Origin of the sequence: Candidatus Nitrosopumilus sediminis, assembly GCF_000299395.1 — an archaeon.
GTDB classification, from domain to species: Archaea; Thermoproteota; Nitrososphaeria; order Nitrososphaerales; family Nitrosopumilaceae; genus Nitrosopumilus; species Nitrosopumilus sediminis.
This window is the reverse complement of the sequence record NC_018656.1, coordinates 25,871-40,369: the sequence shown is the minus strand read 5'-3', so window position 1 is coordinate 40,369 and position 14,499 is coordinate 25,871. Positions and strand designations below refer to the sequence as shown.

Genomic DNA, 14,499 nt, shown 5'->3' with positions numbered 1-14,499 from the left:
GAAAAATTAAATGAGTTTGATTTTTTCAACTGCTTCAAAAAGATTTGAAATTCGATCAATTCGATTGTCAGAAACATGTTGATTCCAAGGTTGTGAATATAAAATCACCTTTTTATTATTTTTGAGAAATTTTTCGGCATTTAAGGGTGAATCATCAATAAATACATCATAATTCAAATCTGCTTTCATAGGACCATCAATTACTGATACATAATTATCGTATGATATATCATGATAATCTAACCAAGATTTTACAAATGAATCAGTAGAGATCTCTCTTGCTGTAACAACATCTACTTGACCAATAGCAGACAAAGATTTTGTGATTGATGACAAATTTTTTTCCGTAGTAGGTATTGACATCCAATTTTCCCAACATGAGCTAAGTTCAGCATAAAAATCAAAAGGATCTATTTGGAATTCTTTCCAAAATTCCCAATTTGTGATTTGATTTTTAGTAATTTTTGGTCTAATAGAATTACTAAAATTCATCCACGATATGATTACATCTGCAAGTACGCCATCAACATCTAATGCAATTTTTATTTTAGTCATTTATTCACTTGTTTTTCTAAATTCATCTAAGAGATTTTTTTGGTGTTTATTGAGTTTTTTAGGTACATTGACCACAATTCTAACAAATTGATCACCTTTCCCTCTGGAATTGATGTGTGGAACGCCTTTTCCTTTTAGTTTGATAATTGTATTTGGTTGACTGCCAGAATCAACTTTAATTTTTTCTGTTCCCTCTAATGTAGGAACCATAATTTCACATCCTAAGGCAGCATCAATCATAGAAATATCATGATCATAAAAAATATCTTTTCCATCTCTATTGAATTTGGGATGAGGCTGAACTCTTACTCTAATTATTAAATCACCATTAACTCCATCAGGAATTTCATTTCCTTCATCAGGAACTGTGTAATCACCTGAATCAATTCCTGGAGGAATATCAAAGGTTACTGTTTTTGTTCCCTTTTTCTTTCCTTGTCCTTTACATTCATTACAAGGGGTTTCAATTATTGATCCTTGTCCTCTACAAGCAGAACATGGTGCAGCAGTTACAAATGAAGCAAATCCCATATTTCGAGTTTGTCTAACTTGTCCTTGACCATTACATGTTGTACATGTTTTTTTATGAGTACCAGGTTTAGCACCAGAACCATTACAAACATCACATAGAATTTGTTTTTGTAAATTGATTTCCATTTTTTTACCATGAAGGACATCTTCTAAAGTTACAGATGTTTGATATAGAATATCTGAACCTCGTTGTTGTTGATTAAACCCAAATCCACCACCTCCACGACCAAAAATAGATTCAAAAATGGAATCGAATCCTCCACCTTGTCCTCCTTGGAAAATATCCTCTGTGGAGTACCTGCCATCAACACCTGCATGTCCATGTTGATCATAGATTTGCTTTTTTTCCGGATCTGAAATTACTGCATATGCTTCAGAAATTTCTTTGAAATGTTCGGCTGCTTCTGAAGATTTGTTACGGTCAGGGTGGAATTTCAGTGCTAATTTCCTATATTGTTGTTTAATTTCATCTGGTGATGATGTTTTTGTGACACCTAAAACTTCATAATAATCTCGTTTTGCAGCCATGAATCATACCTTTATCATAATTACAGTATAAATGATTGAATTGTAATATCAGTTAGATTTTGTTTCATTAGTTTGAGATGATTTAGAAGATTCATCTGCGCCTTGTTGTCCATCTGCGCCTTGTTGTCCATCTGCGCCTTGTTGTCCATCTGCGCCTTGTTGTCCATCTGCGCCAGGCGGAGGTGAAGCATTTTTGTAAAGTTCTGTAGTAACTTCATTTACCAATGTTTGTAATGTCTCAAGTTTAGGTTTCAATTCATCTGGTTCTTTATCTAAAACTTCTCTAACTTCTTTCACAGCATCGGTAATTTTGATACCTTGTTCTTGTGAAATTTTATCTTTAAGATCATGATTAACTAATTTTTCTGTAGTGTAGATATAACTTTCTGCTTCATTTCTCAAGTCAATTTTTTCTTTCTTCTTTTTATCTTCATCAGAGAATTTTTCTGCATCTTCCTTGAGTTTTTCAATTTCTTCTTTAGACAATTTTGATGTTGATTCAATTGTAATTTTAGCTTCTTTTTGTGTTCCAAGATCTTTTGCTGTAACATTAATTATTCCATTTGCATCAATGTCAAATTTTACTTCAATTTGAGGAACCCCTCTTGGTGCTGGTGGTAAATCAGTAAGATTAAAGCTTCCTAAAGACACATTGTCTGTTGCCATTGGTCTTTCACCTTGAACAACATGAATCGTAACTGCTGTTTGATTATCAGCTGCTGTAGTGAAAACTTTACTCTTAGAAGTAGGTATAGTAGTATTTCTTTCAATTAATGGTTCTCTTACACCACCTAAAGTTTCAATTCCTAATGTTAGTGGAGTAACATCGAGTAAAACAATATCGCTGCTAACATCTCCAGCTATAATTCCTGCCTGAATTGCTGCTCCCATTGCTACAGCTTCCATAGGATCTACACCAGATTCAGATTCTTGACCAACTAATTCACTAACAAACTTTTTCACTAGAGGTATTCTTGTCGGTCCACCAACCATGACTATTTTATTGATATCAGAATTTGATAATTTTGCATCTTCTAATGCTTTGAGTACCGAAGGTTTACATCGTTCAACAATAGGTCCAATTAATTCGTCTAGTTTTGCTCTTGTAATTCTTAACTCTAAATTTTTAGCACCAGTTGATGGATCATGTGCAATAAATGGTAAATTAACATCAGTTTCCATAACTGTAGATAATTCAATTTTTGCTTTCTCAGCAGCTTCTCTAATTCTTGTCATTGCAGTCGAATCTTGAGAGAGATCAACTCCTTCTTTTTTCTTGAATTCATCAACAATAAAATCAATTAGAACTTTATCCATATCTGTACCGCCCAATTGAGTATCACCAGATGTACTAAGAACTTCAAAAACACCTCCACCCATTTCCATAATGGTTACATCTAATGTACCACCACCAAAATCAAAAACAAGAATTTTCATGTCTTCTTTTGATTTATCCAATCCAAATGCTAATGATGCAGCAGTTGGTTCATTAATTATTCTAACAACATCTAGTCCAGCGATGGTTCCAGCATCTTTAGTTGCTTGACGTTGATTATCATCAAAATATGCAGGAACAGTAATCACTGCTTTTTGAACAGGTTCACCTACAAATGCTTCAGCGTCTTTTTTGATTTTTTGTAAAATAAATGCTGAAATTTGTTGAGGTTTGTATTCTTTATCAAGAATTTTAAAAACATGATCTGAGCCCATCTTTCGTTTGGCAGCAACAATTGTCCTATCAGGATTAGTTACTGCTTGCCTTCGTGCTGGTTCTCCTACTAAAAGGTCACCATCTTTAGAAAATGCTACAACTGATGGAAATGCTTTACCTGCAACAGTTGCACCTTCAGCTGCTGGAATTATTGTTGGTTTTCCACCCATAACTACTGCTGCTGCAGAGTTACTTGTTCCTAAATCAATTCCAATTATTTTAGTCATATTTTATCATCATCCTTTTTTGAAATTTCAACCAATGTCGGTCTTATAACTCTCTCATGAGAAATATATCCTTTCCTGATCTCTTTTGTAATTGTATTGTCATCTAAATCGGGATCATTGATAATTGATATAGCTTCATGAAAATTTGGATCAAAAATTTCTCCTAATGCATCTATAGGTTTAATGTGATATTTTTTTAATAGAGAATCCATATTTTTCAAAATAGAATCCAATCCTTCAGAATTGATTTTACTGTCAGAAAAAACTTCTTTTGCTCTAACAAAATCATCATAAATTTTTAAAAAATCTAATACGAATTCATCAATTTTTGAATTTACTCCATTTTCAATATCAGTTTGAGTCTTTCTACTAAGATTTTGAAAGTCTGCCAACACAAGTTTTAATTTTTCTTCATATTCAGATGATTTTTGTTTTTCTAAAGATAATAATTTGGATATTTCTTCAATATTAGATTCTGATTCTGTTTTAGAGGAATTATTTTCTATTTCATTTTCAGATACCACATTAACTGAAATTTCGTCAGAGTTGGATTCATTAGACATTTCAATGAAAATAATAATTTAGCTAATTTATACTATTATTGATTGTTTCACATAAAGGATTGGCTTTGACAATGATCAAATCAGAATCCTGTTTGGTTTTTTCTATATTTTCAAAATCAGATTTTGAACATGCGACTATTATAGTGGTTTTATCACTATGGAATAGATCAAAGTTTGGATCTTCATAAGCTTCCACATCACCTATGTAATCACGTAGCCTTGATGTCAAATTTTGTAGCATCTCAATTTTATCTCCACGCATTGCATGTTGATCAAGTGTCCAAGATAATGCAATTTTTGTTCTACTTGCTTTGAGATCATTTTTCTTTAAAGTGGAACGAATTTCATCAATTAATCGTTTGATGTAACCATCAATACCTTTAACACTTCCATTAATTAGGTACATGAGAGTATTTGCACCTTCAAAAGACGAGCCCAAAGATTTTAAATCAAATAATCCGCTAACCATATTATCAAGAAATATTTCTTGAAAATCATCAGATGAAAGATCATTTTTGGTAACCTCGTCTTGAGCATATTTACAAACTTCCAAAACACTACACAAACTTGAAAATCTTGATAAAACATCAATTGCATGAAAATGTTCAGATGATGAAATTGCTACAAATTTTTTCTCTTTTTTACCTACAGTAAGAAGTTCAGACAATACTGTATCCTTTTTTCCATTAAATGAACCTATAATTTTAGGTTGTTCTTTAAGATCTTCTAATGGATAATAAAAATATGAAATATGTTTTCCAGTTTCAAGACCGGTTACATGTTCAAGTAATGAAATATTTTCATTGTTACCACCAAATCCGGTTGGAAGAGTGAAAATTACTGAGCTATTCTTTTTCATCGAGGAAACTGCATCCTTGAATTTTGAATGAATTTCAGTTTTGATGTCTTGTCCAGTTTTTCTAATTCTAGGAGTAAAAAATAGATATTGTGCTTTTGAAATTGCTACATCAATTGGTTCCATTGCTAATAATGGTTCATCTTCTTTTAGAGATGAGACATTTGGATATGTTTTAGCAATTTCAGCTTTAAGTGAAATTGCAGATGGTGTTGATTCATCAATAATGTAGACATCTGCACCTTTGATTGCCATTTGGGATGCGATAGCATATCCTTCAGTACTAAGGCCATAAACAACTACTTTTGTTCCCCCCATTACATTTACAGCTAGTATTAGACTAAGAAAAACTTATTGAACTTACCATAATTAGGAAATTGCTTGAAAATTTGGATAGATATTCTAACACCAAAGCAATTATTGTTTTCTGAACCAATAATTGAAAAATTAGGGAAAAAACATGATCTTTTGTGTACTTCAAGAGATTATGAAGAAGTTTCAAAATTGGCAAAAATACGTGATTTTGACCTTGTTTTTGTTGGAAAACATGGTGGAGGAGACAAGAAAAGTAAACTCAAAGCCAGTATTGATAGAATAGAGAAGCTGTCTAAAAAAATTGAGACATTTTCACCAGATATTGTAATTAGTTTTTGTTCTCCAGAAGCAGCAAGAATATCATTTGGATTAGGAATAAAGCACATAGCATTTTGTGATTCACCTCATGCTGATGCGGTTATGCGATTGACATTACCACTAATTCAAAGATTGTTAATACCAAGTGTTATATCAAAAAAAGAATTTTCAAAGTATGGTATTGATGAAAAAAATATAATTCAATACAAAGCAATTGATGCATTTGTTACAATACAAAGGAAAATAAATCAAAGTGTAAAATTACCATTCGAAAATAACAACAAAAAGAATATTTTGATTAGAGTAGAGGAGGAAGAGGCATCATATACATCAAAATCTAGTAAAATTATTCCAATTATAAAAAAAGTTGCAAGTGAATTTGAAAATGAAAATGTTGTAGTTTTAGGAAGATATTCTAAACAAATTAAAAATTTACAAAAAATAATAGGTGAAAGAGTAAAAATTGTAAAAATGTCATATGATGGAAAATATTTGTTAAAAAATACAGATATTTTTATTGGTTCAGGTGGAACAATGACTGCAGAATCTGCATTAATGGGAATTCCAACAATTTCATATAATGCAGTTCCAAACATAATTGAAAATTTCTTGGTAAAGAAGTGTTTGGTGAAACGAGAAATAAACCCAAAAAGGATTTCAATGCAGATAAAAAAAATTTTTGAATCAGATAATAAACAGAGTCTAAAAAGAGCAGGAAAAATTAGAAGATATATGGAAGATCCTATTCAAAAATTAATCAAAATAATTAATGAATAGGGGATTTTTGTTTTATTAGTCAAATTCAAATAAAAAGTTCATTAAGGGAATGAAAGTGCTCGATTTAGCAGCCCGGTAGTGTAGCGGTCAAGCATAGAGGCCTTTGAAGCCTTTGACCCCAGTTCGAGTCTGGGCCGGGCTACTTTTTTAATAAAAAATAGTTTTGTAACACGAATATAACATAGATAGTTTTCCTGAAATTAGGTATCATGACTGATATAATATTAGGAATGGGAGAAGTGGGGGAAACACTGTTTCACCTTCTTGAAGAAAGAGGTTTTGATAGTGTTGGAATTGATACAGATACTTCAAAATGTAAGAATTATTCTAAAAGTCAAAAAATTGAAAATCCTGAATATCTTCATGTTTGTTTACCTGGAGAACTGTCAGAATTTGTAGATGTTACTCTGGATTGGATCAACAAGATGGAAGGGCTAAAAAGTGTTTTAGTACATTCAACGGTGAAGCCTGGAACTACAAAAAGGATTCAAGAAAAATCCGAAGTTTTAGTTTTATATTCACCAATTCGTGGTGTACATAGAAGATTTTTAGATGACATTAAAAAATATACAAAATTTATTTCATCAGATAAAAAAAATATAGATCCTAAAGTAAAAGTGGATTTAGAAAAAAGATTTGAAAAGGTAGATTGGATGTCAACTACAAAAACTGCAGAATTAGCAAAAATACTTGTTGATACCACTTATTATGGATGGTTAATCAACTATGCACAAATAACAAAAATGATTTGTGAAAAAGAAGGAATTGATTTTGATGAAATGTGGAAATTTGCAGATGAAATACATGAAAACCTAGGTAATAGACCAAAAATGTTTCCGGGAATTATTGGAGGTCATTGTGTAATCCCTAATCTGAATTTAATAGATAATGAAGAACTTGACATGATTAAAAAAATCAATGAAATTTATGAAAAATTTAAAAAATAATATTCAATTCTAAAAATCTAATTTGGTTAAAAGTCTGGAAGCGATTACAAATAATGTTGATGCAATACATACAAGAATTATCATTTCAACTATTATAAATTCAGTTATAGTCCCAAATATCCCTGCTCTAATCACATCAACTAGATACGTTAATGGATTTAGATAAAATGCTGTTCGTAAAGGTTCAGGTGCACCGTCTGCAGGATAAAATGCAGTACTAACAAAAGCAAAGAAAAGAAAAACAGTGTTAATTATTACATTGAATCCTTCACTTGAGCGTAATCTAGTGGAAATTATGGATGCTAGTGAACCAAAAAGTATTGATCCAGTAACAGATCCAAAAATGATTATCGGAATTGTTACTATTGAAAATTCTACAGAATCAAAAAATACAGGATATCCAACAACTGCTATCAATGTAGCACTAATTAATCCAATAATTCCAATTGTGCAAATATTACTAAGTATATAGTGACTCCTAGTAAACGGACCAGACATAATTTGTTCAAACATTCCATGTTTTCTATCATTCCAAATGATGATGCCGGAAATTAAAGTACTATTCATAATATTGAATCCAATCATACCTGAAGCTAAAAATGCAGGATAGTCAAGATCTTTATTTCCAAATGGAACTGCATTGATTAACGGTGCATATGCAAATCCTGCTATAAAAATATAGATTAAAGGAAAAATTACTTGCCAAATTAAAAACCCAGGGTTAAGAGAGATGGTAAGATTTCTGTTGACTAATCTAATTATTGGATGCATTTTCTTTTACCATATTCAGAAAGATTTCTTCAAGATTTGTGGGTACAGCTGATAGATCTTCAATATCAATTTTATTATCATAAAGTATTTTCAAAATTTGTAACAACAATAGTTCAGATTGTTCTGAATGAATTATTATATTAGTTCCAGTTTCAAAATTAATTTTACAATCAGGTATTCCAGATAAAAGAGAAATCACATCTGATTGTTTTTCTAACAAATGAATTTTAATGGTTTTTTCTTTACCAAATTTATTTTTTAATGCATCAGGAGAATCAACAGTTACGATTTTGCCTTTATCAATAATTGCTATTTGATCACAAAGATATTCTGCTTCAGATAGAATATGTGTTGTGTAAAAAATTGTTAAACCTGTTTTGACTTTATTTTTTAAATAATCTAATAATTTTCTTCTGGCACTAGGATCTAATCCTACAGTAGGTTCATCCAAAAATAATAGTTCCATATCATGCATAAATTCTCGTGCAACTTGAACTCTCCTTCTTTGACCGATTGAAAGATCTTCATTTCTTTTTTTACGTATTTCAGCTAGATCAAAGTCTTTCAAGAGTTGTTCCATTCTTTTTTTACGTTCAAGTTTTGGAACATTCCACATCATGCCATATTTCTCAAGGGATTTTTCAACTGACAGTGTAGGCTCATAGCTAGGTTGCTGTAAAACTACACCAATTTTATGACGAATTTTAAGGGGATTTAAGATAGCATCAACACCTAAAATAGACAACGAACCGCTTGTGGGCGGAATAAGAGTGGTTAGAAGTTTGATTGTTGTAGATTTTCCTGCTCCATTAGGACCTAAAAATCCAAAAACTTGACCTGATTTTACTGATAAGGTAAGATCAGATACTGCATTAACTGAACCATAAAATTTGGAAAGATGGTCAACATCAATACAAGACATAGCAAGACTGCGATCTTCCTATTAATTTAGTTAGTGAGGTAAATGGAGATATTTTTGGAAAAATTGAATTAATCATGAAAAAACATGTAGGGATTAAACAAAAATATGATATCATTTTTTGAAAAATATGAAAATAGTCTATTAAGCGATCATTTTTTCATCAAATGAAATTAACAAGAGAATGAAATTTTTATTAATAGAAACAAGTTTAGCAAAACTGAATTGTCAGAATTTGAAAATCTTATTAATAAATTTCTAGAACAAAAACCAGAATTAACTAAAGAGCAACTTGAAGAACTGATTAAACAGAAAAAAGCAAAAATTGGTGCAGGATATTTGACTGATCAAGGTGCGTTATTTTTAATTGCTTCAGACTATGGAATTACATTATCTGAGCCACAAAAAACAGAAATTAGTTTAAAGGATCTATATGCAGGTGCAAAAGAAATCTCATTAGAAACGAGAGTTTTGAATCTCTCACCTGCAAAACAATTTTCTAGAAAAGATGGCTCTCCATTTTATCTTCGAACAATGACAGTTTATGATACAAATTCTACAGCTAGTGTAAAATTATGGGATGAAAAAGCAAATCTTCCAGGAATTGAAAATCTAAAACCAGGAGATTTAATTAAAATTATCAAGGCTTATGTTAAATCAGATCTTGATGGCTCTCCAACCATAAACATTGGTTCTGGATCAAACATAGAAACTACAGATACAAAAAGTGAAATTCCCACTATAGATACCATCACAAAAGATGTAAGCGAAACTCAAGAAGGGCAAAAAGATTTGGTCGTTTCAGGAACAATTGATGGTGTAATTAGTGGAATGGAGTTTACAAATTCTCGTGGCATGCCTGGAAAAGCACTAAGAATGAGATTAAAAGGAAAAGATGGAAGTACTATGAGAGTAGTGTTATGGGGTAAAGATGAATCATCTATACCAAATATGATTTCACAGTCAGCCAAAGTAAGGTTACTAGGTGTCAGAGTAAAATCAGGAAACCAAGGATTAGAAATTCATGGAAATGATGCAACAATTATTGAAATTGAAGGAGGCAAAGAAGCAGAACCAGTAATTACCAGAATTCTATCCATGTCACCCACAGAAAACGGTAAAAATCTAATTTTGGCTGTTGACAATAAAAAGAATTTGTTTAACATTAGTGATTTTTCAAACTCAACTAGTATCTGTGTGGAAGGAGATGTAATAGAGTGCATGCCATCAAAAGTTTATGGAAATTCAATCACCTTAGATGAAAATTCTTTTGTTAGAAAACTAGATAATGATGAATCAATACCTTCATTATCTCAACTCAGAACAAAAATTAATGAAATTAAAGCTGATGGAAATTATTGTATTGAAGCAATTGTATTGAAAGTTCCTGAAAGGCGTGAAGTTCAAACAAAATCAGGAGAATCGATTGCACTTTCAGAAATGTTTGTTGAAGATGATACAGGGCAAATTTGGGTTAAAGGTTGGAGGAATCAAGCAAGAATAATTGACAAATGCGAATTAGGAGAAATCATTTCCATTACAGGGCTAAATGCAAAAGCTGGACTAGAAGGTAGAATAGAATTATTTGTTACTCCATTCTCTAAAATTACAAAGAAGAACTAAGAATCCCAAAAACCTCTAGTTACAACATACTGTCTTTCTGCCTCATAGATTTGTTTGAACAAATGCTCTTCATCAATCATATTTCTCAAGATTCTTGCTGCTGTGTCTGCACCAACACCATATCCGGATATTACAGTAATAGCAATTTTACCGAAATTTTCAACTAAAGAGGCAACTTTCCAGGCACGATCAAATTTATGTTTTTCATCTGGAGATAGTTTTTTTCCATCATGTTTTTTTCTTATAATTTTGGGTAAATCGTAATCAGAATAATATGTTGCGGTAATTTGTCTCGCTTTACAATATGGACATACTAGTAAATTTTTTACTTCAAATGTTTGAAATACACGTTCCCATTTTCCACATCGAGCACAAATCAGACGATGTTTTGTTTTTTCAAGTCTAGCTTTAACTAGATCAAGTATTCCTTTGTCAAGATTTGCAGGTGAGGAATAATATTTTGCAGTATGATCTAAAATAGGCTCTGCTAATTTTGAAAACTGATCAATTTCCAACCAAGTGACATGAATTTCATCATCTTTGATCTTTTTTAGAATTATTTCGGAATTTTTGAGATCATATTTGTCATGAAACAATTCACGAAGAGCTTCATGTACAAGCGCTGTTTTAGAATATCGTTCATATAAAAATCGAGCAGATTTTCTTTCATATATTGCACCTCGACCAACAACACCAAATTTTTTTGCAACACACCATGTTCTCCAATTAACATTATGAGTTCCCGTTAAAGATGCACTGATTATAGATTATAGATTGTAAATCATAATCATCTTTTAGAACTTCCATGAATAGTTTTTCTGAAATTCTGGCTCTGGAAGATAAAACAATTCTATAGCCATCAGAGCGGGAATCAATTATGGAGCCTAACATTGAAGATAACATTGAAGAGAGTAATGTCGCTAATGTAGAATTGATTTTACTTCCTAAACAAGAATGAATTACGATTGAACCTTGGGATCTATTTGATTCAATTACAATATTATTTTCATCAGGAATCACATCAAAATTTAATTTTTCAATAATTTTGTTAACTAGTGTAAAATTTCCATTCTTAACTTTACTACGAAAATTTCCTACTTTACGCGCAGTTTTATAGTCAATTGGAATATTTTCTCCTTCCCAATACGGTACAGTGATTCCACCTCCTCTGAAAGGTTCAACATTTACACTGAATGATTTTTCATCAACATTAAGGATTCTCCATTGAGAGCCTTTTAACACAAAAATATTTCCAGAATCCCCAAAATCACCTACAAATCTTTGATCCAAAGATCCAATAATTTTTTTTCCGACACTATCAAAAACTTTGAATTTAAGAATATCAGGGATGGTTGAAAGATTTTCAAAATAGTATTTGAATGAACGGCCTTTTTTCCAAAAAGTCATTTTTGTTCTGTCAAAAAATATCAGATAGTTCGAATCAAGTAAATCCAAGACATTTATTAGATCATTAATTTTTAAATTTCTAAAAGGATATGCTTTTGTTACTAATTCAAAAGCCTGGTCTACTGAAATTTCACCAATTTGCATGGATAATCCAACTAAATGATGCGCTAATACATCAAGGGAACCATCATGAATTTTTTGTTCTTCAATAGAGCCTTCTTGAATTCGTTCAAGAATTGCTCGTGCTTCAAATTCATCATCAGGATTATTTGTGATAATCAAACCTTGTGCTGATTCATCTCGATTATGTTTACTTCTACCTATTCTTTGTACAAATTTTGAAACTTGTCTTGGAGATCCATAATGGATTACTAATTCAACTGAACCAATATCTAATCCCAATTCTAGTGAAGAGGTACACACGACAATACCATGTTTTCCCTTACGCAAAGTTAGCTCTGTTTCTTCTCTAACTTCTTTTGAAAGAGAGCCATGATGTAATTCAACAGGAATGGATGACTTTTCTTTTAATATTGATGCTAAGAATTCAGCTTCTCCTCTAGTATTAGTAAAAAGAAGAATAGGAGAATCTAAATCAATTTCCATTACATGTTCAATGATTTTTTCTGCTACATCTGAAATTGTTCCATCAACATATTTTATTTCCACATCATATTTTCTTACAGAAGTATCTCTAATTATCTCACATTTTCGCTTGGTTCCTACAACAAATTTTCCTGCTTCATTAAAATTTCCAACAGTTGCAGATAATCCAACTTTTGAGAGATGATATTTTGAGTTTAATTCTAACCTTTCAATACTTAATGCCAGTTGAGAACCTCGCTCACTAGATAATAATTCATGGACTTCATCAATTACAATCCATTCCAACTCAGATAATGCATTTAGCATTTTGGCTTGTGTTAAAAGAATCACCAATGTTTCAGGAGTAGTAATTAGAATATCCGGAGGATTCTCAGTAATCTTTTTTCTATCTTTTTGACTAGTGTCTCCGTGGCGAATTTCAATTGTTAATTGATTTTCATGTGCATATTTTGTAATTCTTCTAAATACATCTCTATTTAATGCCCTTAGTGGTGTAATGTAAAGAGCTTTAATTTTTTTATCTTTTTTAGAGTTTTTTAAAAGTGAAAAAATTGGTATTATAGAGCACTCAGTTTTTCCGGAACCCGTTGGTGCAATTACAAGGCAATCTTTCTTTTGTAAAATTATTGGTGATGCTTTTTTCTGAATTTCAGTTAGTTTAGAAAATCCAAATTTTCCAAATAAAGAATCAAGAGTTGGATTCAACTGGTTCATTTGATCTTGTTCTTTCATAAACAATTACACCAACTAAGCCAAGTGCAAATAAAGCTACAGTGATAATTGGTATTGAATCAAAAATTCCTGCCATTCTTTAACCTAAGGGTAGACCATTAAAAATCTTCAGTACGATCAACAAGTCCAATTTTTGTAATAGTGTAAGAAAAAGTTTCTTTTTTTAATGCCCAATAGATTTCACCATTAAATTTTGATGAATTCTTGAAAAGATGAATTTTGATATGTGTAAAAGGATCAATTGCACTTTGCATATTTTCAACTTCTTTACCTTCGATATTTCTAATCATATTACTGACAACAATTGGAATTTTTTTTGTTATTGCAAATTTTGATAATTTATGCATGTATTTCATAAATAATGAATTTTTTTCAAAAATAGATTCATCATTTTGGTACTCATAAGAAAATAAATCAGTAATATTATCAATTACTATTAATGAATAATCATTTTTTTCAATGTCTTTGATGGATTCGATTTGTTCTGAAGTATTAGTAATTCGAGATACGGTTATTTTTTCAAGTAAGTCAATATCTATTTCTGATTCTTTTTGAATTTCTAAGATCCTTTCAGGTCTAAATCCACCTGATGTATCTAGATACAAAATATTGCCACCATTTTTAATTGAATTAATCAATAATTGTAACAATAGTAGAGTTTTTCCAGTTCCACCTCCACCAAAAATATCTACAATCACACTATCAGGAATTCCTCCAGACAAGAATCCGTCTAATTTTTGTAAGCCAGTAGAAATCATTTGTATAATTATTAGAAAAACGAGAAAAAATTTAAGGAATTTCAATATTCGCAAAAGAGGTAAGGCTTTTATGCCAGATAACAAAGTTGCAAAACAAGTGAACAATTAGTGTCCCAATCAAACAGTGCAAAACGACCTCTAACAACTCTTCAAAAAAGTACTAAGAAGAAAGTTACAGTAAGGCTGAAAAATGAAGTTGAATACAAAGGAAAAATGGATAATGTTGATTCTTATATGAATTTGATTATGACTGATGCTGAAGAGCTTCATGATGGTAAAACAATCGCAAATTATGGCAGAGTTATCGTAAGAGGCAATAACGTATTATTTATCAAACTTGAAAACGAACTCTAGT

Annotated in this window: 14 protein-coding genes and 1 tRNA gene; 5 read left to right on the top strand and 10 right to left on the bottom strand. The window is 31.1% G+C overall.

The features are described from left to right. Positions 1-6 precede the first annotated feature (6 nt). From NSED_RS00195 to NSED_RS00175, 5 genes are read right to left on the bottom strand one after another with little or no spacing between them, the layout of a single operon-like run. Complete coding sequence (locus NSED_RS00195; protein ID WP_014964224.1) at positions 7-555, bottom strand: 5' nucleotidase, NT5C type; 549 nt, start codon at positions 553-555, stop codon at positions 7-9. Next, on the bottom strand, positions 556-1,614 hold the full coding sequence (dnaJ, locus tag NSED_RS00190) for a molecular chaperone DnaJ (RefSeq protein ID WP_014964223.1): 1,059 nt from the start codon (positions 1,612-1,614) through the stop codon (positions 556-558). A 48-nt stretch (positions 1,615-1,662) separates the two neighbouring features. Next, the gene (dnaK, locus tag NSED_RS00185) at positions 1,663-3,552 is read right to left on the bottom strand and encodes a molecular chaperone DnaK (protein ID WP_014964222.1); all 1,890 of its coding nucleotides are present in this window, start codon (positions 3,550-3,552) and stop codon (positions 1,663-1,665) included. Beyond that, entirely contained in the window at positions 3,549-4,115 is a 567-nt protein-coding gene (locus NSED_RS00180) for a nucleotide exchange factor GrpE (RefSeq protein WP_014964221.1), read from the bottom strand. Before NSED_RS00180 ends, dnaK begins: the two co-directional genes overlap by 4 nt. 22 nt (positions 4,116-4,137) lie before the next feature. Continuing rightward, a complete protein-coding gene (locus NSED_RS00175; RefSeq protein WP_014964220.1) occupies positions 4,138-5,289 on the bottom strand; it encodes a hypothetical protein in 1,152 nt (383 codons plus the stop codon). 63 nt (positions 5,290-5,352) lie between these two features. Between NSED_RS00175 and NSED_RS00170 the strand changes: the two genes are divergently transcribed. The 3 genes from NSED_RS00170 (at position 5,353) to NSED_RS00160 (ending at position 7,328) form a co-directional block, all read left to right on the top strand. Next, complete coding sequence (locus tag NSED_RS00170; protein WP_014964219.1) at positions 5,353-6,381, top strand: DUF354 domain-containing protein; 1,029 nt, start codon at positions 5,353-5,355, stop codon at positions 6,379-6,381. 69 nt (positions 6,382-6,450) lie between these two features. Further along, a tRNA-Gln gene (locus NSED_RS00165) sits at positions 6,451-6,523 on the top strand. Between the two features lie 67 nt (positions 6,524-6,590). Continuing rightward, positions 6,591-7,328 (top strand): Rossmann-fold NAD(P)-binding domain-containing protein, encoded by a 738-nt coding sequence (locus NSED_RS00160; RefSeq protein ID WP_014964218.1) that lies wholly within the window; start codon positions 6,591-6,593, stop codon positions 7,326-7,328. Between the two features lie 9 nt (positions 7,329-7,337). Here NSED_RS00160 and NSED_RS00155 read toward each other — a convergent pair whose 3' ends face one another. Both NSED_RS00155 and NSED_RS00150 read right to left on the bottom strand, forming a co-directional pair. Then, entirely contained in the window at positions 7,338-8,099 is a 762-nt protein-coding gene (locus NSED_RS00155; RefSeq protein WP_014964217.1) for an ABC transporter permease, read from the bottom strand. Further along, positions 8,083-9,021: an ABC transporter ATP-binding protein gene (locus tag NSED_RS00150; RefSeq protein ID WP_014964216.1), complete on the bottom strand. Its 939-nt coding sequence runs from the start codon at positions 9,019-9,021 to the stop codon at positions 8,083-8,085. The genes NSED_RS00155 and NSED_RS00150 overlap by 17 nt, the downstream gene beginning before the upstream one ends. A gap of 222 nt (positions 9,022-9,243) precedes the next feature. On the opposite strand from NSED_RS00150, the gene NSED_RS00145 reads away from it, so the two are divergent. Next, positions 9,244-10,641: a single-stranded DNA-binding protein gene (locus NSED_RS00145; RefSeq protein WP_014964215.1), complete on the top strand. Its 1,398-nt coding sequence runs from the start codon at positions 9,244-9,246 to the stop codon at positions 10,639-10,641. Here NSED_RS00145 and NSED_RS10870 read toward each other — a convergent pair. The 3 genes from NSED_RS10870 to NSED_RS00135 all read right to left on the bottom strand — a co-directional run bounded on the left by NSED_RS10870 (position 10,638) and on the right by NSED_RS00135 (position 14,144). After that, entirely contained in the window at positions 10,638-11,402 is a 765-nt protein-coding gene (locus NSED_RS10870) for a hypothetical protein (protein ID WP_272942442.1), read from the bottom strand. The genes NSED_RS00145 and NSED_RS10870 overlap by 4 nt on opposite strands. After that, positions 11,374-13,386: a DEAD/DEAH box helicase gene (locus NSED_RS00140; protein ID WP_272942433.1), complete on the bottom strand. Its 2,013-nt coding sequence runs from the start codon at positions 13,384-13,386 to the stop codon at positions 11,374-11,376. The genes NSED_RS10870 and NSED_RS00140 overlap by 29 nt, the downstream gene beginning before the upstream one ends. 98 nt (positions 13,387-13,484) lie before the next feature. After that, positions 13,485-14,144, bottom strand: coding sequence for an ATPase domain-containing protein (locus tag NSED_RS00135; protein ID WP_014964214.1), 660 nt, complete (start codon positions 14,142-14,144; stop codon positions 13,485-13,487). Between the two features lie 108 nt (positions 14,145-14,252). Here NSED_RS00135 and NSED_RS00130 point away from each other — a divergent pair, with 108 nt between their 5' ends. Next, positions 14,253-14,498 (top strand): U6 snRNA-associated Sm-like protein LSm6, encoded by a 246-nt coding sequence (locus tag NSED_RS00130; protein WP_014964213.1) that lies wholly within the window; start codon positions 14,253-14,255, stop codon positions 14,496-14,498. Position 14,499: the final 1 nt, after the last annotated feature.